This window comes from Streptomyces sp. So13.3 (assembly GCF_005860785.2).
GTDB lineage: Bacteria > Actinomycetota > Actinomycetes > Streptomycetales > Streptomycetaceae > Actinacidiphila > Actinacidiphila fildesensis.
In genome coordinates, this window is the sequence record NZ_CP048835.1 from 4956345 (window position 1) to 4980036 (window position 23692).

Sequence of the window (23692 nt, forward strand, 5' to 3'; positions counted from 1 at the left end):
AGGCCCTGTGGACGGAGGCATCCAACCTGTGGAGAAGCCGCCTCAACCTGTGCACAGGCCTTGGGAAACCGCTGTGGACAAACACACAATCAGCCGACCCGAACTGCCCTGACCTGGCGTTTTATCATCCGCGGGCTGTGCAGAAGAAAAACTTTCGCCCTCGGGCCAAGATCGCGACAAACCACGCGGAGGAGATCACTCTACGCAGTCGCCCGTAATAGCTGATCAGGCCTTGCAGGTATTACTTGTGGATGATTATCCTGAGCGGGTGAACCCGGTCGCCGAGCCTCCCCAGAAGAGCCGCCCCAGCCATCTCTCCAAGGAGACCCGGCGGCGGCACGACCGGGAGATCATCGCACTCGCCGTGCCCGCCTTCGGCGCCCTCGTCGCCGAGCCGCTCTTCGTCATGGTCGACAGCGCGGTCGTGGGCCACCTCGGCACCCCGCAGCTCGCCGGGCTCGGCGTCGCGGCCGCCCTGCTGACCACCGCCGTCAACATCTTCGTCTTCCTCGCCTACGCCACCACCGCCGCCGTGGCCCGCCGGGTCGGCGCGGGCGACCTGCCGGGCGCGATCCGCCAGGGCATGGACGGCATCTGGCTCGCCCTGCTGCTCGGCGTTGCCGTCATCGCGCTCGTCGTCCCCACCGCTCCGGCACTCGTCGGCCTCTTCGGAGCGTCCGACACCGCCGCACCGTTCGCCGTCACCTACCTGCGGATCAGCGCGTTCGGCATCCCCGCCATGCTCGCCGTCCTCGCCGCCACCGGCGTGCTGCGCGGCCTCCAGGACACCAGGACGCCGCTCTACGTGGCGCTCGGCGGCTTCACGGCCAACGCGGGGCTCAACGCGGCCCTGGTCTACGGCGCGGGACTGGGCATCGCCGGCTCGGCCTGGGGAACGGTCATCGCCCAGAACGCCATGGCCGTGGTGTACCTGTACGTCGTCGTCCGCGGAGCGCGCCGGCACGGCGCGTCGCTGCGCCCGGACGCCGCCGGCATCCGGGCCTGCGCCCAGGCGGGCGTTCCACTGCTGATCCGCACACTGAGCCTGCGGGCGGTCCTTCTGATCGCCACCGCGGTCGCCGCAGGCCTGGGCGACACCGAGATCGCCGCCCACCAGATCACGCTCACCCTCTGGTCGCTGCTGGCCTTCGCACTCGATGCCATCGCCATCGCGGGGCAGGCCATCATCGGCCGCTATCTGGGCGCCGACGACCCTGCGGGCGCCCGGGCCGCCTGCCGCCGGATGGTGCAGTGGGGCATCGCCTCCGGCGTGCTGCTGGGCCTGCTGGTGGTCGCGAGCCGCCCGCTGATCGCGACGCTCTTCACCTCCGACCCGTCCGTGCGGAGTGCCCTCATGCCGGTCCTGCTGGTGGTCGCCGTCAGCCAGCCGGTCTCCGGCATCGTCTTCATCCTCGACGGTGTCCTGATGGGCGCCGGCGACGGGCCCTATCTCGCCTGGTCCATGCTCGCCACGCTGGCCGTCTTCGCCCCCGTCGCGCTCGCCGTCCCGGCCCTCGGAGGCGGCCTCACCGCCCTGTGGTGGGCCATGACGCTGATGATGCTGACCCGGCTCGTCGCGCTCCAGCTGCGGGCGCGGTCCGGCCGCTGGATCGTCACCGGTGCGGTGCGGGCGTAGCCGTCCTCTTCCCTGCCGCGGGGGACGCGGCGGTGGTCCGGGACCGGTTCCCCGTTCCGCCGATCCGTGCCGACCGTACCGATGGTCCGGCCGCCCGGCCCGCCCGGAAGACGGCGAGCGGCCGTTCACGGCCTCCCAGGTGCCGCGCCAGCTCCCGTTCCGTCCGCGGGCAGTCGAGGATCTGGCTCAGCGGATGCACGGCGATCCCCCGCTCCGCGAGGCCGTACCAGACCCGCACGAGCTCCTGTCCGGCCTGGACCAGGGCGGCCGGGGGCCCGGCCGCCGCACCGGCGCCGGACGCGGCGGGTCCGGCCGGCGCGGTGAGGACCAGGACGCTGCCCTCGTAGCGCAGCAGCCCGCTCTGCGAAGCGGCCAGCAGCCGGGCCAGCCCGAGGCGCCGCAGCACCCCGTAGACGCCCGGTATGAGCACCACCCGCAGCCCCGCAGCCTCCACGCGAGACATGGCCAGCGCCTCGTACGTCAGACCGTCGGCCGCGTACCGCGGATGGCTCCGGTTCAGCCGTAGCCAGGTGCGCAGTTCCCGCACCACCGGGGCACTGCCGAAGAGCCACCGGTCGGCGCGTACCGCGAGGCCCGCGAGTTCGCGCGCGGGCACTTCCACCAGGCTCGTCCGTTCCAGCCCGGTCCTGGCGGCGCCGAGGTCCGCCGCGGTGAGCCGTCCCCCGGTGTGGACGCCCCTCGCGCAGCCGCGCAGCCCGACGGTCCGCGCGCTGAAAGGCGTCGCGTACAGATCGGGCGCCGGCAACAGCCGGGCGGCCGTTCGCCGTTCCTCGTCGACGGTGATCTCGGCGCGTATCGCGAGGCCGGCGTCCGCCGCGACGATCAGACAGGTCTCCACGAAGGCGCCCAGGGACAGGAACAGATCGCGGCGGCCGGGGTCGCCGTCGGGCAGCTCCCGGGCCGGGTCCCAGCCCACTTCGACGGCGTCGTTGTCGTAGCGCAGCACCCAGGGCTGCGTGTTGTGCGCGCTCGGCGCGCGGCGGCACAGCTCCTCGCGCTCCCGCAGCACCGCCGTCCAGTGGACCGAGTCCCGGTTGCTCACCGCATTGCCCTCTCGTAGAAGGTGTAGCCGTGCAGCGGTCGGCCGCCGACGCGCCGGTACTGCGCGGCCGACGCGGCGTTCCCGTGCTCGACGAAGGTGCTGCGCAACGTCCGGTAGCCGCCGCTGCGCAGATCGCGGTGCAGTTCCCGGGCGAGGAGCGTCAGATAGCCCTTCCCCTGGTGACCCGGCACCGTCCCCTTGATGATCAGTACCGCTTCGCTGCGGTACCGGCCGCGGGTGGCCAGCAGCCGCAGTTGCTGCGGGAGCCCCAGCCGGCCACGGGTCGCCATGACGAATTCCGAGATGTCGGGGACGGCGAGCACGAACGCGACCGGCTCGCCCTCCGCCGTCAGATAGAGCAGCAGCTGCTCGTCGAGGAGATGGGCCAGCCCGTCCGTCTGGGCCGCCAGCTCGGCGGCGGAGATCTCGGTGTAGTAGCCGAGTTGGGCGAAGGAGGCGTTGAGCATGCCGCGCAGCAGCGGCAGTTGCTCCGCCAGCTTCCGCCGCGAGCCGTGGTGGATCCGCAGCCCCTCAGCGGCGATGCGGCTGTCGTCGAACAGGAACGCCTGGCCGGGGTCGACGGCGCCGGGACCGTCGAGGTTCTCGCAGACCCAGGTGTCGGCGCCGAACCGCCGGGTGAAGCCGTGCTGTTCGTAGGCAGCCGGGTAGTACGCCGGGTTCCAGGCGGAGTCGATGAACCCGCGGTCCCCGAACCCCGACGTGATGACACCGCCCGACTGGTTGGGCAGCAGACTGACCGGCCCGAACGCCACCTCCGTTCCCGCACCGGCCCGCTCGGTCAGATCGAAGAGCTCCTTGGCGACGTCCTCCCCGACGTCCTGCGGATCGGCGAACTCGGTGAGCCCGAAGAGCTGGGCGCGCTTGCCGATCCTGCTGTCGAACCCGGGGTAGCGGTGCAGACAGATCCGGCCCACGGGAGTGCCGGCCGTATCGCGCGCGACATGGAGCTCGACGGTCCGTTCCCGGTACCACGTGCGGATCTGGGGCTCCAGGGTCGGCACGTAGCGGTCGCGCGGGTGGAGCCGCAGCGGGAGTTCGCAGAACTCCCGCAGCTCGCTCCGTCCGCCGACCTTGGTGACGGTGATGGTCACGGCCTGCCGTCCAGGTGCTCCGGGCAGCGCGCCGCCGGCGCTGCGCCGCCCGCCGCCGCACGCGGCTCCGCACTGCGCTGCGCACGCCGTTTCTCGTGCCGCACATGCTTGACGGGGCGCGGTGCGCGCCCTGCGGAGAGCTCCGTGCTCAGCGGCTCGAAGGTGTCGACGTGGGACAGCGCACCGTCCTCGGCCCGCCAGACGCCGTTGGTGTACCCGGCCGCGTCCGCCGTGTAGATGCGGATCCAGCCGCCGGTCGCGCGGCCCTTGCCTTCGTCCGTCAGCCAGCACATGAGCTCGTGATGGGCCTTGCCCCGGGCGAACTTCAGCAGTTCGTCGCGGTCGGCGAAGAAGGCGATCGTGCCCAGGGTGAAGGGGAAGCGCCAGTACACCTTGTGCCAGACATAGCCCTTCATCCGCTTCATCTCGCGGACCATCCGCACATAGCCGGGGCCCAGCGTGATGATCGCGCGCAGCCCCGAGTAGCGGGTGGCGCCGACGAACATGGCACCGGCCTGTCCTGGCGCCGGGGTGAGGGAGAAGTCGGTACTGCGCATGGTTCAGGCACCGCCCTTCGCGGTCGCACCGAGCAGGTACTTGTTCTTGATGCCGCGACTGCTGCCACCGGCCGCGGTCCCCGTTCCACCCGCGAACGGCCCCGAGCCGTACGGGTGCACCCGCGCCGCCACCTCGCCGGCCGAGGAGTCCTCCGTCAGCGACTGGGCGAAGTCCCGGCTGCAGGCGGCGAGATGCCGCAGCACGCCCGCCCGGCACACCTCCGCGAGCTTCACGGTCCCGTCGGCGTCCAGCACCGTCCCCTCCCGCAGCTGCACATGGACGACGGGCCGCGCCTCCAGGTCGTCGCCCTCCTCCAGCGCCAGACAGAAGCTCTCGATCCGGTCCGCCATCGGATTGCCCTCGTACAGGCCGTACTCGACGTCCTGCGGGTAGATGTTGGCGCCCATGTAGGAGACGGTCGAGTCGGCCCGCCCGTACAGGAACAGCAGGGGCAGCCGCATCTTCTCGCGCAGGGCGGCGGCCTCCGCGCGCTGCAGCAGGACCGGGCGGTCCGCGAAGAGCTCCCGCAGGATGTCCCAGACCTGGGGGAAGGACATCAACGTGCCCTCATCGCCGATGTTGTAGCGGAGCTTGGCAGCCATGACGGCGGTGGAGTTGATGGTGCAGAGCACCTCGCCGGTCCGGTCGTCGCCGGCGGTCTCCAGATAGGTCTCCAGGGGGTTGTACTGGAAGACCATCGGCAACCGCTGCTCGTCCGGGCCCAGGAAGGCCGCCCTGACGGTGGCGTCCTCGCGCATCATCCGGCGCAGCCAGACACTGAAGGTGGTCTCGCCGCCCATCCCGATGGTGAGGTCGGACGCGCCGTAGCCGGAGCGGACCTTGCCGAACACATCGCCGACGTAGTCGCGCAGCGCCTCGGTCATCCCTTCGCCGCCGACCATCGCCGCGAGCCGGTAGCCCTTCTCCTCGAACCAGGACTCACCAGCCAGCCGGTCCCGCAGATGCTTGAGGAACGGCGGGTAGGCGGTGACCAGGTAGTCGTAGCGCGGCCCGAAGTGCCGCAGCGTGTCGACGATCTTCTCCAGATCGGGCCCGGTGTTCTTCACGGTGGCGATCCGGGCCATGGCGATGCCGGTGTTGGTGCCGGTGGCCCAGGCGCCCATCGAGTAGGCGTTGATCACGAAGAGCCGCTTGGAGGGGAAGACGAGGCTGGTGTAGCCGGCCACATTGCGGTGCACGGTGTTCAACTCGCGGCGGCTGCGCACCCAGTTGTACGGAGTGCCGGACGAGCCCGAGGACTCGTCGACCACGCTGCCGGCGATCTCCACCCGCCCCTTCCAGCAGCGCATCTCCTCCGGGTACGCCTTGACGTACGACTCCTTGTCGGTGGCCGGGTAGGAGTCGAGCCGGAACCAGCGGAACCGCCAGCCGCCGTTCTCCAGGTGCGCGGCGTACGCCGGTACGTCCAGCGCCGCGAACTGGCAGGTCATCCATGCGTGGAGGCGGGCGAAACCGCTCATCCACGGGCGGTAGTTGCGGGCCATCACCCGCCATACGAAGGGGTGCACCCGGTAGAGCCGGTACAGAGCGGTGAGCCCGAAGCTGATGATTCTCAGCAGCCACTGCCGCGCGAAGCTTCCCATTGCCATGCCCACATGGTGGCCGCGCGGCCCCGTCCTCTGTATGGGCTGCGCTACTCACTCCGGGCCCCGTACCTACCTGAGTACGCGCGGCATCCACGAGGGCACTCGGGTGCGATGTTTCACGTGGAACATCCGCCGGCCGATGGGATGTTCCACGTGAAACATCCCGGAACGAACGAAGGACCGGCACCCCCTGCGGGGTACCGGTCCTTCGCGCTGCGCCGAAGCGCGGCAGATCAGGCAGCAACGACCTCAAGGTCGAGCTTGACCTCGACCTCGGGGTGCAGACGCACCGAGATCTTGTGGGCGCCGAGGGTCTTGATCGGCGTACCGACCTCGACACGACGCTTGTCCACGTCCGGGCCACCGGCGGCCTTGATCGCCGCAGCGATGTCGGCCGGCGTGATGGAACCGAACAGTCGGCCGCTGTCACCCGCGCGGGTGGTCAGCTGCACCTTGACGGACTGCAGCTTCGCCTTGACGGCGTTCGCGTCCTCAAGGGTGTGAATCTCACGGATCCGACGCGCACGACGGATCTGCTCTACGTCCTTCTCGCCACCCTTGGTCCAGGCGATCGCGAAACCGCGCGGGACCAGGTAGTTGCGGGCGTAGCCGGACTTGACCTCTACGACATCGCCTGCGGCGCCGAGGCCGGAGACCTCGTTGGTGAGGATGATCTTCATGTTTCGGTCACCCTTCCTTAGCGAGCGGTCGACGTGTAGGGCAGCAGTGCCATCTCACGGCTGTTCTTCACGGCCGTGGCGACGTCACGCTGGTGCTGCGTGCAGTTGCCGGTCACGCGGCGGGCACGGATCTTGCCACGGTCGGAAATGAACTTCCGCAGCATGTTCGTGTCCTTGTAGTCCACGTAAACGGTCTTGTCCTTGCAGAACGCGCAGACCTTCTTCTTAGGCTTGCGCGGAGGCGGCTTCGCCATGATGTCTCTCCTGTTTGATCAAGAAGTTGGTGTCGTGACGCCCTTAGAAGGGCGGCTCGTCCGAGAAGCCGCCGCCGGAGGAGGAACCGGAGTTCCCTCCCCAGCTTCCGCCGCCGCCCTGCTGGGCACCGCCGGCCGGAGCACTGGTCGCCCAGGGGTCGTCGGTAGCAGCACCGCCGCCGCCCTGCTGGCCGCCGCCGGAGCTTCCGCCCCAGTTGCCGCCACCCTGGCCGCCCTGTGCGCCACCGCCACCGCTGTAACCGCCCTGCTGGCCGCTACGGCCGCCGCCGGTCGTCTTGGTGACCTTGGCGGTCGCGGTCTTCAGGCTGGCGCCGACTTCCTCGACGTCCAGTTCGTAGACCGTCCGCTTGACGCCCTCGCGGTCCTCGTAGGACCGCTGCTTCAGCCGGCCCTGCACGATGACGCGCATGCCTCGCTGCAGCGACTCCGCTACGTTCTCCGCCGCCTGACGCCAGACCGAGCACGTGAGGAAGAGGCCATCGCCGTCCTTCCACTCGTTGGTCTGCTTGTCGAAGATGCGGGGTGTGGACGCGACACGGAACTTCGCGACCGCCGCACCGGACGGGGTGAAGCGCAGCTCGGGGTCGTCGACGAGATTGCCGACGACCGTGATGACGGTCTCGCCTGCCATGGTGGTGACCTCTCGGCGGTGTGCTGGCTGCTTCTCGGAACCGGTACTGCTCTAAGCCCGCAGGCTCAGTGCAGTTCCGGGCGGAGGACCTTGGTCCGGAGAACCGACTCGTTCAGGTTGAGCTGACGGTCGAGCTCCTTGACGACCTCGGGCGAAGCCTTGAGGTCGACGACCGAGTAGATACCCTCGGCCTTCTTCTTGATCTCGTACGAGAGGCGACGACGGCCCCAGGTGTCGACCTTCTCCACGCTGCCGCCGCCGTTGCGGACGACAGTGAGGAAGTTCTCGATCAGCGGGGAGACAGCGCGCTCCTCGAGATCGGGGTCGAGAATGAGCATGAGCTCGTAGTGACGCATTGTGGAACCCACCTCCTTTGGACTCAGCGGCCACGGCATTTCCGTGGCAGGAGGGTTTGCATTGCGTCGCAACGGTAGCGCCGACCACTGACAATCACGGTGGATCGTTGTGGACCAGCGCAGACACCGGTGCAGACCGTACAGACTACCCGGACAACCGCCTCCGGTTGAAATCCGGCCGCTAATGCCCTCAATCTGTACACATCGGGTAGGAACGGCGCTACGATGCGCTACGGCTCCGTTACGGAGGTCTCCCATGGCACAGCAAGCGGCTCGGACCCATCGCCTCAGGTTCAACACCGACGGCCAGGCCCATCCCCTGGAGAACACGCTGGTCGCGGTCAGCCTGGTCCTCGGTGGCATCGCCATCGTCACGTCGATCTTCGACAGCCTGCATCTGCTCAGTTCCCTGACCGGCCTGGCCGGGATCATCACCGGGGGATACGGGCAATTCATCTCGGTCACCACCGCCGAACGCTTCGCGCTGATCATCGGGCTCGGCGCGGCCGCGGTCGGCTTCTACCTGGGTATGGCACACGGAGGGTTCTTCGGCGGCTGACCGGAGACTTGTCCACAGGGCTGGCGGGGCGGTTCCCCGATCGCAGTAGGCTTCGGCGCAGATAAGACCGCAGTCGTAGCGATGGGGAGCGCCCCGCATGAGCTTGACCCTGAGGACCATCAGCCGTGAGCAGCATCTGGCATTCATCCAGAGCCTGCCCTCGGCCAGTCACTGCCAGGTTCCGGCATGGGCGGATGTCAAGAACGAATGGCGCTCCGAGAACCTCGGCTGGTTCGACGACAAAACCGGCCAGATCGTCGGCGCCGGCCTGGTGCTGTACCGGCAGATCCCCAAGCTCAAGCGGTACCTCGCGTACCTGCCCGAGGGCCCGGTCATCAACTGGTACGCCCCGAACCTGGACGAGTGGCTCCAGCCGATGCTGGCGCACCTCAAGCAGCAGGGCGCCTTCACGGTGAAGATGGGCCCGCCCGTCGTCATCCGCCGCTGGGACGCGCCCGCCATCAAGGCCGGCATCTCCGACCCGGACGTGAAGCGGCTGCGGGACGTCGAGGCGACGTTCATCGAGCCCCGCGCCTTCGAGGTGGCCGACCGGCTGCGCCGGATGGGCTGGCAGCAGAACGAGGACGGCGGCGCAGGCTTCGGTGATGTGCAGCCGCGCTACGTCTACCAGGTGCCGCTGGAGAACCGTTCGCTGGACGACATCCTCAAGGGCTTCAACCAGCTGTGGCGCCGCAACATCAAGAAGGCCGAGAAGGCCGGCGTCGAGGTCGTGCAGGGCGGCTACGACGACCTCCCGGTCTGGCAGAAGCTGTACGAGGTGACGGCCGAGCGCGACCACTTCCGGCCCCGCCCGCTGTCGTACTTCCAGCGGATGTGGACCTCGCTCAACAACGAGGACCCCAACCGGATGCGGCTGTACCTGGCCGTGCACGAGGGCGAGGCGGTGGCCGCGGCCACCATGCTGATCGTCGGCGGGCACGTCTGGTACTCCTACGGCGCCTCCGCGAACCACAAGCGGGAGGTCCGGCCGTCCAACGCGATGCAGTGGCGGATGCTCAGGGACGCGTACGCCCTCGGGGCGAGCGTGTACGACCTGCGCGGCATCAGTGACTCCCTCGACGAGACGGACCACCTGTTCGGCCTGATCCAGTTCAAGGTGGGCACGGGCGGCCAGGCCGCCGAATACTTGGGCGAGTGGGATTTCCCCCTCAACAAACTGCTCCACAAGGCACTCGACATCTACATGTCCCGCCGCTGACCGGCGAGCAGACGAAGGAAAGGTCCTGACCAGGCCATGGCGCTCACCCTGTATGTCGACACCGCACGCTGGCGTGCGCACCAGCAGTCCGTGGCCGAGCAGTTCCCCGGCATAGTCCCGGTCTGCAAGGGCAACGGCTACGGCTTCGGACACGAGCGGCTCGCCGACGAGGCGACCCGGCTCGGCAGCGACATGCTCGCGGTCGGTACGACCTACGAAGCCGCCAGGATCAAGGACTGGTTCGGCGGCGACCTCCTGGTCCTCACCCCGTACCGGCTCGGCGAGGAGCCGGTACCGCTGCCGGACCGTGCGATCCGGTCGGTGTCCTCCGTCGAGGGCGTGCGCGGGCTGGTGGGCGCGCGGGTCGTCATCGAGGTCATGAGCAGCATGAAGCGCCACGGCGTCGCCGAGGACGACCTGGTCAAGCTGCACGCCGCCATCGACGACGTACGGCTGGAGGGCTTCGCCATCCATCTGCCGCTGGACCGCACCGACGGTTCCGACGCGGTGGAGGAGGTCTTCGGCTGGATGGAGCGGCTGCGCGCCGCCCGGCTGCCGCTGCACACGATGTTCGTCAGCCACCTCAAGGCGCATGAGCTCGGCCAGCTGCAGCAGCAGTTCCCGCAGACCAAGTTCCGTGCCCGGATCGGCACCCGGATGTGGCTCGGCGACCACGAGGCCACCGAGTACCGCGGTGCGGTCCTGGACGTCACGCGCATCGCCAAGGGCGAGCGCTACGGGTACCGCCAGCAGAAGGCCTCCGACGACGGCCACCTGATCGTGGTCGCGGGCGGGACCTCCCACGGGGTCGGGCTCGAAGCGCCCAAGGCCCTGCACGGCCTGATGCCCCGCGCCAAGGGTGTCGCGCGGGCCGGCCTGGCCACCGTCAACCGCAACCTGTCGCCGTTCGTGTGGGCGGGCAAGCAGCGGTGGTTCGCGGAGCCCCCGCACATGCAGGTCTCCATCCTCTTCCTGCCCAACGACGTGGCCCCGCCGGCGGTCGGTGACGAGCTGGTGGCGCACCTGCGGCACACCACCACCCAGTTCGACCGCGTCCTGGACCGCTGAGCCGCAGCAGGACGCCTCTCAGCCGGTCTCAGCCGCTGTCGCGGCACCGCCGCCCTCCACGGGCCGCTGTCCCGCCGGTGCGTGCCGTTCCACGCCCCACTCCACCGGCATCCCGGTGAAGGGGGCCGCGTGCCGCGGTTCATGGGCCCTGCCGAGCACGAACACGTCCGGCGCGCCGTCCAGCACGCCGCCGGACGGGTCGTCCTCGCCGTCCCAGCGCACCACGTCGCGTTCCGGCAGCAGGATGTCCCGCACCACCACGCCGCACAGGTACAGCGTGCCGAGGAGGTGGATGACGATCGCCAGGTGGTAGCCGTCCTGGGGCAGCCCGTGGTGCTTGTTGCCGCCCGTCACATAGGCGAGCTGCATCCAGATGCCCAGGAAGTACAGGACCTGGGAGCCCTGCCACACCAGGAAGTCCCGCCAGCGCGGCCTGGCGAGCACGGCCAGCGGCAGCAGCCACAGCACGTACTGGGGCGAGTAGACCTTGTTGGCGACCACTATGGCGGCCACGACGAGGAAGGCGAGCTGCGCGAAGCGGGGACGCCGGGGCGCGTAGAGCGCGAGGCCCGCGATGGCCGCGCAGAGCAGCAGCATCAGGGCGACGGCGTAGGAGTTGACGCCGTCGAGCGGCTTGCCGGTCTGCTGGCTGATGACGAGCCAGATGGAGCCGTAGTCGATCCGGCGTTCCTGGCTGAACGAGTAGAACTTCGCCCAGCCGTCGCGCGCCAGCAGGATCACCGGCAGGTTCACCACCAGCCACGCGCCCACCGCACCCGCCACGGCCGTCCAGAAGGCCCTCAGCCGGCCCGCCCGCAGGCAGAGCACGAACAGCGCCCCCAGCAGCAGTAGCGGATAGAGCTTGGCGGCAGTGGCCAGGCCGAGCAGGACGCCGGCCGCCAGCGGGCGGCTGCGGGACCACATCAGCATGGCTCCCGCGGTGAGCGCCACCGCGAACAGGTCCCAGTTGATGGTGGCGCTCAGCGCCAGCGCGGGGGAGAGCGCGACGAGCAGGGCGTCCCAGGGCCGGCGCCGGTGGGTGCGCGCGACGCACACCACGAGGGCCACCGCGCAGACCATCAGCATGCCCGCGTTGACCAGCCAGTAGATCTGCTCCCGGTGCTGCTCCGAGCCGCCGTCCGGGGTGAACCAGGACGCGACCTCCATGAAGAGGCCGGTCAGGACCGGGTACTCCAGATAGTGGAAGTCGGTGGAGACCTCGTCCGGGATCCGGTCGAAGTACGGCACGATCCCCGTGGAGAAACCGCGGCCGCCGAACAGGTGCGGGATGTCGGAGTAGCAGGCGTGGATGTACTGCGCGTCACCCGGCTGGAACCAGCCGCTGTTGTAGCAGGGCAGCTTCTGCACCATCCCGAGCGCGAACATGCCGATGACCAGGATCACCAGGACCCGCAGCGGGTTCCACCAGCGGTGGGTGCTGATCTCCGCCCGGCGTCCCAGCGGCCCGCCGATGACCTCGCTGGCGGATGCGGCCAGCGGATCCTCGTCGGTCGGCGGCACGAGGGCCTCCAGCTGGTCGTCTTCGCGCACGCTCGTCATGCCGGACATCCTGCCGCATGGCCCCGGAAGGCAGGAGGCCGCGGAGGGCATTGGCCCTCCGCGGCCCCGGCCGCACTGCTGACGGCTCATCCGTCAGTCGGAGAAACCGTTGTTGTTCCCACCGCCGCCGTTGTTGCGGGGCGGGGTGGTCGAGGGCGTCGGCGAGGTGCTGCCGCCACCACCGGGTGTGTGGTTGCACGGCGGCCAGTCGAGCGGCCCGCAGGACGTCGGCGGCGTACCGCTCGGCGTGTTCGACGGCGACGTGGGCGGCGTCGTCGTGGGCGTCGTCGGAGGCTTGGTCGTCGACGGGGTCTGGCTGGGCGTCGTCTGCGACGGCGTGGGCGTCGGGCTGGTGCCCGGCGCGTACATCACCTCGCCGGGATCGCTCGACGGCTCGTTGAAGGTCTGCTTCGGGGTGCCCTTGAGGGCCTCGGTCATGTAGTCGTGCCAGATCTGCGCCGGGAACGAATTACCGTGCATCTTCGCCTTGCCGGCGGTCCCGTACATCGACAGGAAGGTCTTCTTGCTGGCCTCGGCCTTGTCGTCCAGTCGCCACATACCGATCGAGGTCGACAGCGCCGGCGTGTAGCCGATGAACCAGGCCGACTTGTTGTCGTCGGTGGTACCGGTCTTGCCCGCGGCCTCGCGGCCGTCGTCGAGCTTCGCCGGCTCGCCGGTGCCCTTTTGGACCACGCCCTGCAGCACGTTGGTGACGGTGTCGGCCACGTTCGTCTCGAAGGCGACCTTCGACTTCTTCTCGTGCTTGTAGATCTGTCCGCTCTTGTCCGACACGCTGGTGACCGAGTACGGGTCGTTCTGCGTGCCGTTCGCGGCGAACGTCGCGTACGCCCCGGCCATCCGGATCGCGCTGGGCGACGAGGTGCCGATCGAGTACGTGACGCTGTTCTTGTAGTCGTTCAGACCGTTCGACGAGGAGGGCCGCAGACCCGCCGCGATCGCGGCGTCATGCACCTTGTCGGTGCCCACGTTCATACCGAGCTGGACGTAGGGGGAGTTCATCGACTTTTCCATGGCCTCGCGCAGCGTGACCTTCGCCTCGGACTCGCCGTCGTCGTTCGGCTGGGTCCACTCGTCGCCCTTGTTGTCGTGCCAGGGCTTGCCGTCGTAGGTGTTGATCTTCAGGTCGTTCTTACCGCTGAAGATGCTCTTCGGCGAGACCTTGGTGCGCTCGTCGTCACCCTGCTCCGGCCCCCCCTTGGGGTCACGCGATCCGTGCGTCATCGCGGCCGCCAGGACGAACGGCTTGAAGGTGGACCCGACCTGCGCGCCGGTCTCGTCGGCGTTGTTGGTGAAGTGCTGCGTCGCGTCGGTACCGCCGTAGATGGCGATGATCGCGCCGTCCTTGGGGTTGATCGAGGCGCCACCGAACTGCACGAACTTGTCGACGAACCCGCCGTCCTTGTCCAGGGTGGTGTTCTTCCCCGAGGTGTCCTTACGGGTGTCCGGCTTCAGGTTCTTGTCGCGGACCGCCTTGATCGACGCCTCCAGCTCCGCCACCTTCTTCTTGTTGAAGGTGGTGTGGATCTGGTAGCCGCCCTTGGTCAGCATGTCGGCCGTGACGTTGGTGTTGCTGGTGACGTAGGACTTGGCCAGCCCCACCAGATAGCCGATCTGCCCGGCCATCTGCGCGTTCTTCTTCACCGGGCCCGGCATCGGGTACGCCGTGTACTTCGCGCGATCCGCGGGCTCCAGGCGGCCGTCCTTGACCTCCTCGTCAAGGATCCACTTCCAGCGGTCCATGGACCGTGCCTTGTTGGCCTCGGGGGTGGCGTGCTGGTCGATGTCCACCGCACCGGCCGGGTCGAAGTACGTCGGGCCCTTGAGCAGCGCGGCAAGGAACGCGCACTGGCTCGGGTTGAGCTTGTCGGAGTCGACCCCGAAGTACGTCCGGGCCGCGGCCTGGATCCCGTAGGCACCCCGCCCGTAGTAGGAGGTGTTGAGGTAGCCGGCCATGATGTCCGGCTTCCTCACACTGGCGCCGACCTTTATCGAGATGAACAGTTCCTTGAACTTACGAGTGATCGTCTGCGACTGGTCGAGCCGGGAGTTCTTGACGTACTGCTGGGTGATCGTCGAACCACCCTGCACCTCACCGCCGGTGGCCATGTTCTTCAGGGCTCGCGCGATACCCATGGGGTCGACGCCGCTGTCGCCCTCGAAGCTCTTGTTCTCCGCGGAGATGACCGCGTTCTGCATCGCCTTCGGGATCGACTCGATGGGCACGATCTGGCGGTTGATCTCCCCGCCGGTCGCGATCATCGGGGTGTTGTCGTCCCAGTAGTAGACGTTGTTCTGCGCGGTGGCGGCCAGGTTCACGTTCGGGACCTTCACCATCGCGTACGCGATGCCCGCGATACCGACCAGCGTGCCGAGGAACGCGATGGTCAGCGACGTGACCTGCTTCCAGGACGGCATCCAGTGGCGCCAGCCGGTCTTGCCCCAGCGCGGATAGTCGATGAAGCGCTTCTTCGGGGGACGGCCGGGACCACTGCCACTGCCGCTGCCGCTGCCGCTGCCACCACCGCCGGTCCTGCGGCGCCCGCCGCCACCGGAACCGCCCGCGCCTTCCGCGACACCCGCGCCCTCGGCAGCGTTCGCCGCACGGCGGCGACCGCCCTGCGAAGCACGGCGAGCAGCCGCGCGGCCGGGATAGGAAGGCCCGTCACCGGCGGATCCGCCCGATGACGGTCCCTGGGACGGCGGGTTTGCGGCGCGCCGGCCACCGGACGACGGCGGCGGTTGCTGCTGCGCTCCGCGCCGGGCGGCTGCGCGGCCGCCGCCGGGCGACTGCGGCGGCTTGCGACGGTGATCGCTCATGAACAGCTACTCCTAGAACAGGCGGGATCGCCTGAAGGCGGCAATGAATATCCGTGGGTCCCCCTGAGTGCGGCAGTGTCAGGCCGCACTGCACCCAGGACCAAGACGCTCACGCGCGTCACAGGGTTCCCGGTGCTCTGCATGGCGAACAGAGTACGCAGGCTCAAAAGCCCTGTGACACCAACCTTCGTCACATAACGGGCGGCTGGGCCTTCACAGGTTTCCCGATGTGACACCGGTCACCGCGGGCCGCCTTGCCAGATAGATCAAGCCGTTCTATCGTCGCGATGTATCGAGTCGATACATCGAGTCGGCACAAGCACCACCACACACCGGGGCGGACCCGGGTTCAGCGGTGGCCAGGACGGAGAGGCGGGGGCAGTGAGCAAGCGCTCCGGGATCCTCGAATTCGCTGTTCTCGGCCTGCTGCGCGAATCCCCGATGCACGGTTACGAGCTGCGCAAGCGGCTCAACACCTCGCTCGGTGTGTTCCGCGCGTTCAGCTACGGCAGCCTTTATCCCTGCCTGAAGACGCTGGTCGCCCAGGGCTGGTTGATCGAGGAGACGGTTCCGGACGTGGATCCGCTGGCCGCTCCCCTCGTCGGCCGCCGGGCGAAGATCGTCTACCGGCTGACCACGGCGGGCAAGGAGCACTTCGAGGAGCTCCTCGCCCACTCAGGGCCGGACGCATGGGAGGACGAGCACTTCGCGGCTCGTTTCGCCTTCTTCGGCCAGACGTCACGGGACGTTCGGATGCGCGTCCTCGAGGGGCGGCGCAGCCGCCTCGAGGAACGCCTGGACAAGATGCGCGCCTCGTTGGTGCGCACCCGTGAGCGGCTCGACGACTACACGCTCGAGCTGCAACGGCACGGCATGGAATCGGTGGAGCGCGAGGTCCGCTGGCTCAACGAGCTGATCGAGACCGAGCGCAACGGGCGCACCACGCGCCCGTCGGCCAAGCAGGACGACAACACACAAGACCGCAACACTCAAGAACATGGCGGCCAACCCGGAGACCGGGGAACCGCGTGACGATTACACAGGGAGCAACCGTGGGTTCGGTTCGCGTAGCCATTGTTGGCGTGGGCAACTGCGCCGCGTCGCTGGTGCAGGGTGTCGAGTACTACAAGGACGCCGACCCGAACGGCCGCGTGCCTGGCCTCATGCACGTGCAGTTCGGTGACTACCACGTGCGTGACGTCGAGTTCGTGGCCGCCTTCGATGTCGACGCGAAGAAGGTCGGCCTCGACCTCGCGGACGCCATCGGCGCCAGCGAGAACAACACGATCAAGATCTGCGACGTTCCGCAGAGCGGTGTCACCGTCGAGCGCGGTCACACCCACGACGGTCTCGGCAAGTACTACCGCGAGACCATCGAGGAGTCGGACGCGGCCCCGGTCGACATCGTCAAGATCCTCAAGGACCGTCAGGTCGACGTTCTCGTCTGCTACCTGCCCGTCGGCTCCGAGGTCGCTGCGAAGTTCTACGCGCAGTGCGCCATCGACGCCAAGGTCGCGTTCGTCAACGCCCTCCCGGTCTTCATCGCCGGCACCAAGGAGTGGGCGGACAAGTTCACCGAGGCCGGTGTGCCGATCGTCGGTGACGACATCAAGTCGCAGGTCGGCGCCACGATCACGCACCGTGTGATGGCGAAGCTCTTCGAGGACCGCGGTGTCCTGCTGGAGCGCACCATGCAGCTGAACGTCGGCGGCAACATGGACTTCAAGAACATGCTGGAGCGCGACCGCCTCGAGTCGAAGAAGATCTCGAAGACGCAGGCCGTCACCTCGCAGATCGACCGCGACCTGGGTGCCGACAACGTGCACATCGGCCCGTCGGACTACGTGGCGTGGCTCGACGACCGCAAGTGGGCGTTCGTCCGCCTCGAGGGCCGCGCCTTCGGTGACGTCCCGCTGAGCCTGGAGTACAAGCTCGAGGTCTGGGACTCCCCGAACTCGGCCGGCGTCATCATCGACGCGGTGCGTGCCGCGAAGATCGCCCTGGACCGCGGCATCGGTGGCCCGATCCTCTCGGCGTCCTCGTACTTCATGAAGTCCCCGCCGGTGCAGTACTTCGACGACGAGGCCCGCGACAACGTCGAGAAGTTCATCAAGGGCGAGGTCGAGCGCTGAGCCCAGCCGGCTCTGGCTCACCGGTCGATCGGCACGTAACCGCCGATCGCCATTGATCGCCGCTGAACCGCCGATCACGCACGACGCGTAACCGTCAGGCCCCGGGTGGTGCACCCGGGGCCTGACGCGTCATGTGAGGCTGTGCCCATGGCTGTTGTGCGCGATCTCCGCGTACTGCTGCGGCTGCGCGACTTCCGGCGGCTGCTCGCGGTGCGCCTGCTGTCCCAACTGTCCGACGGCGTCTTCCAGGTCGCGCTCGCCACGTACGTCGTGTTCTCGCCCGAGAAGCAGGCGTCCCCCGCCGCCATCGCCTCAGCGATGGCCGTGCTCCTGCTGCCGTACTCGCTGCTGGGGCCGTTCACCGGGGTGCTGCTGGACCGCTGGCGGCGCCGCCAGGTCCTGCTGTACTGCAACCTGCTGCGCGCGGTGCTGTCCTGCGGCACGGCCGCGCTGATCCTGGCGCATGTCCCGGACTGGCTGTTCTATCTGTCGGCGCTGTCCGTCACCGCCGTCAACCGCTTCGTCCTGGCCGGGCTGTCGGCCGCGCTGCCGCGCGTCGTGGACCGGGAGCGGCTCGTGATGGCCAACTCGCTGTCGCCGACAGCGGGAACGCTGGCCGCGACGGCCGGCGGCGGCCTCGCCTTCCTCGTCCACCTCGGCCTCGCCAAGGGCGCCGGAGCCGACGCGACCGTGGTGCTGCTCGCCGCGTTCGTCTACCTCTGCGCGGGCCTGGCCGCCCTCGCCCTGGACCGCGACCTCCTCGGCCCCGACCCGGACCTCGTCCAACCACGCCTCGGCACAGCGCTGACCGGCACCGTGCACGGCCTCGCGGAGGGGCTGCGCCATCTGCGCAGCCGCCCGGCCGCGGTGCGGGCCATGGCCGCCATGACCGCCCTGCGCTTCTGTTACGGCGCACTCACCGTCGTCCTGCTGATGCTGTGCCGCTACGCCTGGAACACCGCGTCGGACCGGCCGGGCGACGACGGCAGCGGTGGGCTGGCCCTGCTCGGACTCGCGGTGGGGGTCTCGGGTGCGGGCTTCTTCGCCGCCGCCGTCGTCACGCCCTGGGCCACCGCCCGCTTCGGCACCGCCGGCTGGATCACGGTCTGCGCCGGGTCCGCCGCCGTGCTTCTCCCGCCGCTGGCCCTGCCGTTCGACCCCGCGCCCATGCTGGTGGCCGCCTTCGCCCTGGGCATCTGCACCCAGGGCGCCAAGATCGCCACCGACACCGTCGTCCAGTCCTCGGTCGACGACGCGTACCGGGGACGGGTCTTCTCGCTCTACGACGTGGCCTTCAACGTCGCCTTCGTCGGCGCCGCGGCGGTCGCCGCCCTGATGCTTCCGCCGGACGGCCGGTCCGCTCTGCTGATCGCCCTACTGGCCCTGCTGTACGCGGTGGTGGCCCTGGCGATGCTCCGTGTCAGGGGTCTCCAGTAGTGTTCGCCCGTTCTTACGTCGCTCATACATCCCATTCGGGGGACACCCATGACCACTTCACCGCCACCGCAGTACCAGCAGGGCGGCAACCCGTACGGGCAGCCGCAGCCGCCCCAGGGCGGGAACCCGTACGGCCAGCCGCAACCGCCGCAGGGCGGCAACCCGTTCGGGCAGCAGGGAACGCAGCCGTATCCCCAGCAGGGAGCCCAGCCCGGCGCGTGCACCTTCTGCGGTGGCTACCCCGCAGTCCACGCCACGGTCCGCGGTCACCAGGGCTTCCTGGTCATCATGCGATTCCTCAAGCTGAAGGCCAACTACTGCCGCTCCTGCGGCATAGCCACGCACCGCGACATGACCACCAAGACCCTGTGGCAGGGCTGGTGGGGCATCGCCTCGTTCGTCATCACGCCGGTCACCCTGCTCATCAACCTGGGCGCACGCGGCAAGTTCAACAAGCTCCCCGCGCCCACCGGTGGCTGGGGGCCGCCCCGCGAGCCCGGAAAGCCGATCTTCGGGCGGGTGGGTGCCTACGGCATCCTGGTCCCGCTCATCGTGATCGCCGCGATCATCGGGGTGAACGCGCTCGACAAGAGCGCCAGCACGGCCGCCGTCGGCGACTGCATGCACCGCGGTAGCACCAGCAACACCAACCCGGACCTGGAGGTCGTCTCCTGCACGGACGCCAAGGCGCAGTACAAGGTGCTGGCGGTGATTAGTGGCACGTACGGCAGCACCGAGGCCGGAGAGAAGTGCTCGGCGGCAGCACCGGACTTCCGCTACCAGTACACCGAGTCCGGTAGCGGCAGCGACTTCCTGCTCTGCCTGAAGGACAAGTAGTCCCACCTGGTCCCACCCGGTTCACGGACGCACGCAGGGGCGATGTTCCACGTGGAACATCGCCCCTCGCGCCGTCCGGGCCTGTCCGGGCCGTGCCATGTTCCACGTGGAACATCGCATCCGCCGGAGCGGTCAGCCCTGCGTCGCCCACCACTCCTTGAGTGCGGCGATCGCGTCCTCCTCGGCCATCGGGCCGTTCTCCAGCCGCAGCTCCAGCAGGAACTGGTAGGCCTTGCCGATCACCGGACCGGGCGGGACATCCAGGATCTGCATGATCTGGTTGCCGTCCAGGTCCGGGCGGATCGAATCGAGCTCCTCCCGCTCCTGGAGCTCGCCGATCCGCTCCTCCAGCCCGTCATAGGTACGGGAGAGCGCCGCCGCCTTGCGCTTGTTCCGTGTCGTGCAATCGGACCGGGTGAGCTTGTGCAGCCGGCCCAGCAGCGGGCCCGCGTCCCGCACGTAACGCCGGACGGCGGAGTCCGTCCACTCCCCGGTGCCGTACCCGTGGAACCGCAGATGCAGCTCGACGAGCCTCGCGACGTCCTTGATCATGTCGTTGGGGTACTTGAGCTTGGCCATCCTGGACTTGGTCATCTTCGCGCCCACCACCTCGTGGTGGTGGAAGGAGACCCGGCCGTCGGACTCGAAGCGCCGGGTCCGCGGCTTTCCGATGTCGTGCAGCAGCGCGGCCAGCCGCAGCACCAGGTCGGGGCCGTCCGTCTCCAGGTCGATGGCCTGCTCCAGGACGGTCAGCGAGTGCTCGTAGACGTCCTTGTGCCGGTGGTGCTCGTCACGCTCCAGGCGCAGCGCCGAGAGCTCCGGCAGTACCCGCTCCGCCAGCCCGGTGTCGACCAGCAGCCGCAGACCCTTGCGCGGGTTGTCCGAGAGGATGAGCTTGTTCAGTTCGTCCCGGACCCGCTCCGCCGAGACGATCTCGATACGGTCCGCCATCGCCGTCATCGCGGCGACGACCTCGGGAGCGACCTCGAAGTCCAGCTGGGCCGCGAAGCGCGCGGCGCGCATCATCCGCAGCGGGTCGTCGGAGAAGGAGTCCTCCGGCGTACCGGGAGTGCGCAGCAGCCGTCCGGCCAGGTCGTCGAGGCCGCCGTACGGGTCGACGAAGACGCTTCCCGGCAGCGCGACGGCCATCGCGTTGACCGTGAAATCGCGGCGGACCAGATCCTCCTCGATGGTGTCGCCGTAGGAGACCTCGGGCTTGCGGGAGGTCCGGTCGTAAGCCTCGGACCGGTAGGTGGTGACTTCGACCTGGAAGCCGTCCTTCATGCACCCGACGGTGCCGAAGGCGATACCGACCTCCCACACGGCCTCCGCCCAGGGCCGGATGATCTTCAGCACCTGTTCCGGGCGGGCGTCGGTCGTAAAGTCCAGGTCGTTGCCGAGCCTGCCGAGCAGGGTGTCACGGACCGAGCCGCCGACGAGGGCGAGCTTGAAGCCGGCTTCCTGGAAGCGGCGGCCGAGGTCTTCGGCGACCGGCGCGACCGTGTGAGGGGCCTGCTGGATCTGGGGGTCATTGTTGGCATTCGGCACAACGTAAAAGGGTACGTGGCCGCGAGCCTCCTGGCCTCCGCGTTATGTCCCCGGTCCACATGGAGCAGTCCGCAGCACTTTGCCTCTCGCCCGATCGTTAACATGCCAGGACGCACATCCGATTGACGACAGGACGGGCAAACGAGTGGGCGAGGCGGCACAGTCACCCGGTACACCCACGGCTCGTCCGCGGCGGCTACGCCGCGCGGCCGCGCTGATCGCCGGGGCGTCGCTCTTCGCGGGCCTGCTGCAGGTGCACGCCGCACCCGCCTCCTACGCCGCCTCGGCCGGTACCGGATCACGGACCGCCCAGGTGTCCCTGGAATCCGTGGACCCGGTCACCCCGGCCAAGGACGGCACGATCACCGTCGAGGGCACCGTCACCAACACCGGACGGGCCACGATCACCCATGCCGAGGCCGGACTGCGGGTCTCCTCCAGCAGCCCGCTGACCAGCCGCAGCGCGATCAGCTCCGCCGCCGCACGCACCGGGAGCACCGGAGACGACGGCAGCCTGATCACCGAGCACACGGCCAAGCTGGCGGACATCCCGTCCGGCGCGAGCAGCGCCTTCTCCCTGAAGGTGCCCGTGAGCGCCCTGGAGCTGGGTGCTGACGGCGTCTACCAGCTGGGAGTCACCCTCAACGGCCAGACCGCCGACGAGGCCTACAACCACGTCCTGGGGATCCAGCGGACGTTTCTCCCCTGGTATGCGAAGGGTGAGGCCAAGCCGACCCAGTTCACTTTCCTGTGGCCGCTGGCCGACCGGCCGCATCTGGCGGTGCGCAGCGACACCGACGACCAGCAGAGCCCGATCTTCCTGGACGACGACCTCGCGGCGGATCTCGCCCCCGGCGGCCGGCTGCAGGAGCTGGTGGAGCTGGGCAAGACCCTGCCGATCACCTGGGTCGTCGATCCGGACCTGCTCGCCACCGTCGACTTCATGACCCGCAGCTACCGGGTACTGGGTCCGGACGGGGACGTCGCGCACACCACGCCGGGTACGGGCACCGAGAACGCCAAGCAGTGGCTCAACGACCTGAAGTCCGCGACCGCCGGCCATGAGGTGGTGTCGCTGCCCTTCGGTGACACCGACATCGCCTCGATCGCCCATCACGGCAAGGACGTCCCCGCGACCCTCGGCCACCTCAAGACGGCCACGGATCTGGGGGTCAGGACCGTCGACACGATCCTCGGCCTGGAACCGACCTCCAATGTGGCCTGGCCGGCCGACGGCGCCGTCGATCCGTCGATCGTGGACATCGCCACCGCCGGCGGCGCCGACAAGCTGATCGCGCGCAGCGACAGCTTCGGAGAGACCGGCTCGCTCGCCTACACCCCGACGTCCGCCCGGCCGATCAGCGGCGGCACCACGGCGGTGGTCAGCGACGCCGTGCTCTCCAAGGCGTTCACGGGCGACATGACGAGCGCCTCGGCGTCGACCCTCGCGGTCCAGGAGTTCCTCTCCCAGACCCTGATGATCACCATGCAGGCGCCGACCAAGCAGCGCAGCATCGTCGTCGCGCCGCAGCGCATGCCCACCGCGTCCCAGGCCCAGGAGATGGCCCAGGGCATCGCCGCGGTCGGCCACAGCCCCTGGGCGCAGACCATCAGCTTCGACGCGGCCACCAAGGCGCCCGCGGACCCGGCCGCCAACCACAAGGTGCCCGGCACCTCCGCGTACCCCGACTACCTGCGCAAGCAGGAGATCAGCACCAGCGCGTTCCAGGACATCCAGCGGACGCAGGGCCAGCTCAACGGATTCACGGTGATCCTCAGCCGCAAGGACCGGGTCACCGTCCCCTTCACCGCGGCGGTCCTGCGCTCGATGTCCAACGCCTGGCGCGGCGACCCCATCGGCGCCTCGCTGTTCCGTAACTCCATCGGGTCCTACCTCACCGACCTCATGGGCTCGGTGCACATCCTGGACAAGACCAACCTGACGCTGTCCGGGCGCAGTGCCACGATCCCGGTCACCGTGAAGAACGAACTCGGGCAGGCCGTCACCGGTCTGGAACTGCGGCTCACCTCCAGCGCGCAGATCCGGCTGGACGTCGGCGACCCCCAGCCGGTCACCGTCGAGGGCGGCCACACCCGCTCGCTGAAGTTCCCCACCAAGGCGGGCGCGAACGGCCTGGCACAGGTGACCGCCCAGCTCTACACCAAGGACGGCGTCAAGTACGGCGATCCGATCTCGTTCAACGTCAAGGTCACCTCGATCACCGACACCGTGATGCTGGTGATCGCCGGCGGCCTGCTGCTCCTCGCGCTGGCCGGCGTGAAGATGTACAACCAGCGCAAGCGCAAGGCGGCCGCCGGAGCGGGTGGCACCGATGCCGACGGGGACGACGACGGCGACGCGGCCGGTGACGGCGACGACGGCACTGACGGTGCCGATGGTGCGGACGGTACGGGCGGTGCGGACGGCTTGGAAGAGAGCGACGGTGCGGTCGGCGCCGAAGCCGGGCAGCCGGGTGACCCGGCTCCGGACACCGCCCCGGAAAACACGGACCCGTCCCCGCCGGGTGAGAAGGTGGACCGATAGCCAGGCCGGGTCTCGACAGCGGACAATCAAT

General features: G+C 69.0%; 20 protein-coding genes. 9 read left to right on the forward strand and 11 right to left on the reverse strand.

The genetic code is table 11. The annotated features are described in order from the left end of the window. The first annotated feature begins 349 nt into the window (after positions 1-349). The gene (locus C8250_RS22285) at positions 350-1636 is read left to right on the forward strand and encodes an MATE family efflux transporter (protein WP_244809837.1); all 1287 of its coding nucleotides are present in this window, start codon (positions 350-352) and stop codon (positions 1634-1636) included. Here C8250_RS22285 and C8250_RS22290 read toward each other — a convergent pair. From C8250_RS22290 to rpsF, 8 genes are all read right to left on the reverse strand, one after another. Then, positions 1614-2699: a hypothetical protein gene (locus C8250_RS22290; protein ID WP_187144946.1), complete on the reverse strand. Its 1086-nt coding sequence runs from the start codon at positions 2697-2699 to the stop codon at positions 1614-1616. The two genes, C8250_RS22285 and C8250_RS22290, sit on opposite strands and share 23 nt — an antisense overlap. Further along, positions 2696-3811, reverse strand: coding sequence for a hypothetical protein (locus C8250_RS22295; RefSeq protein WP_138351149.1), 1116 nt, complete (start codon positions 3809-3811; stop codon positions 2696-2698). Before C8250_RS22295 ends, C8250_RS22290 begins: the two co-directional genes overlap by 4 nt. Next, positions 3808-4368: a DUF4188 domain-containing protein gene (locus C8250_RS22300; protein WP_198357235.1), complete on the reverse strand. Its 561-nt coding sequence runs from the start codon at positions 4366-4368 to the stop codon at positions 3808-3810. Before C8250_RS22300 ends, C8250_RS22295 begins: the two co-directional genes overlap by 4 nt. Before the next feature lie 3 nt (positions 4369-4371). Continuing rightward, the gene (locus C8250_RS22305; RefSeq protein ID WP_203218439.1) at positions 4372-5979 is read right to left on the reverse strand and encodes a phenylacetate--CoA ligase family protein; all 1608 of its coding nucleotides are present in this window, start codon (positions 5977-5979) and stop codon (positions 4372-4374) included. 230 nt (positions 5980-6209) lie between these two features. Beyond that, positions 6210-6656 carry a 50S ribosomal protein L9 gene (gene rplI, locus C8250_RS22310; protein ID WP_138351150.1) on the reverse strand — a complete coding sequence of 149 codons (447 nt, stop codon included), beginning with the start codon at positions 6654-6656 and terminating at the stop codon, positions 6210-6212. 17 nt (positions 6657-6673) lie between these two features. Beyond that, a complete protein-coding gene (gene rpsR, locus C8250_RS22315) occupies positions 6674-6910 on the reverse strand; it encodes a 30S ribosomal protein S18 (RefSeq protein WP_031512678.1) in 237 nt (78 codons plus the stop codon). Between the two features lie 43 nt (positions 6911-6953). Then, positions 6954-7562: a single-stranded DNA-binding protein gene (locus tag C8250_RS22320; RefSeq protein WP_138351151.1), complete on the reverse strand. Its 609-nt coding sequence runs from the start codon at positions 7560-7562 to the stop codon at positions 6954-6956. 65 nt (positions 7563-7627) lie between these two features. After that, positions 7628-7918: a 30S ribosomal protein S6 gene (gene rpsF, locus C8250_RS22325; RefSeq protein WP_138351152.1), complete on the reverse strand. Its 291-nt coding sequence runs from the start codon at positions 7916-7918 to the stop codon at positions 7628-7630. A 256-nt stretch (positions 7919-8174) separates the two neighbouring features. Between rpsF and C8250_RS22330 the strand changes: the two genes are divergently transcribed. From C8250_RS22330 to C8250_RS22340, 3 genes are all read left to right on the forward strand, one after another. Next, positions 8175-8477, forward strand: a complete 303-nt coding sequence (locus C8250_RS22330; protein WP_138351153.1) for a hypothetical protein — start codon at positions 8175-8177, stop codon at positions 8475-8477. A 97-nt stretch (positions 8478-8574) separates the two neighbouring features. Then, complete coding sequence (locus C8250_RS22335; RefSeq protein WP_138351154.1) at positions 8575-9696, forward strand: peptidoglycan bridge formation glycyltransferase FemA/FemB family protein; 1122 nt, start codon at positions 8575-8577, stop codon at positions 9694-9696. A 36-nt stretch (positions 9697-9732) separates the two neighbouring features. Further along, positions 9733-10764: an alanine racemase gene (locus C8250_RS22340; protein ID WP_138351155.1), complete on the forward strand. Its 1032-nt coding sequence runs from the start codon at positions 9733-9735 to the stop codon at positions 10762-10764. Between the two features lie 18 nt (positions 10765-10782). Here the strand turns inward: C8250_RS22340 and C8250_RS22345 are convergent, their stop codons facing one another. After that, a complete protein-coding gene (locus C8250_RS22345) occupies positions 10783-12324 on the reverse strand; it encodes a glycosyltransferase 87 family protein (protein ID WP_138351156.1) in 1542 nt (513 codons plus the stop codon). 93 nt (positions 12325-12417) lie between these two features. After that, complete coding sequence (locus C8250_RS22350; RefSeq protein ID WP_138351157.1) at positions 12418-15162, reverse strand: transglycosylase domain-containing protein; 2745 nt, start codon at positions 15160-15162, stop codon at positions 12418-12420. 381 nt (positions 15163-15543) lie between these two features. Here C8250_RS22350 and C8250_RS22355 point away from each other — a divergent pair, with 381 nt between their 5' ends. From C8250_RS22355 to C8250_RS22370, 4 genes are all read left to right on the forward strand, one after another. Beyond that, positions 15544-16194, forward strand: a complete 651-nt coding sequence (locus C8250_RS22355; protein WP_138351158.1) for a PadR family transcriptional regulator — start codon at positions 15544-15546, stop codon at positions 16192-16194. Positions 16195-16214: 20 nt separating this feature from the next. Further along, a complete protein-coding gene (locus C8250_RS22360) occupies positions 16215-17294 on the forward strand; it encodes an inositol-3-phosphate synthase (protein ID WP_138351159.1) in 1080 nt (359 codons plus the stop codon). Between the two features lie 147 nt (positions 17295-17441). After that, positions 17442-18731: an MFS transporter gene (locus C8250_RS22365; protein ID WP_138351160.1), complete on the forward strand. Its 1290-nt coding sequence runs from the start codon at positions 17442-17444 to the stop codon at positions 18729-18731. Between the two features lie 48 nt (positions 18732-18779). Further along, complete coding sequence (locus C8250_RS22370) at positions 18780-19568, forward strand: toxin-antitoxin system, toxin component (protein ID WP_187144947.1); 789 nt, start codon at positions 18780-18782, stop codon at positions 19566-19568. 132 nt (positions 19569-19700) lie between these two features. Here the strand turns inward: C8250_RS22370 and C8250_RS22375 are convergent, their stop codons facing one another. Next, entirely contained in the window at positions 19701-21116 is a 1416-nt protein-coding gene (locus tag C8250_RS22375) for a CCA tRNA nucleotidyltransferase (protein ID WP_138351161.1), read from the reverse strand. Between the two features lie 145 nt (positions 21117-21261). Here C8250_RS22375 and C8250_RS22380 point away from each other — a divergent pair, with 145 nt between their 5' ends. Beyond that, complete coding sequence (locus C8250_RS22380; RefSeq protein WP_138351162.1) at positions 21262-23661, forward strand: DUF6049 family protein; 2400 nt, start codon at positions 21262-21264, stop codon at positions 23659-23661. The last annotated feature ends 31 nt before the right edge of the window (positions 23662-23692 follow it).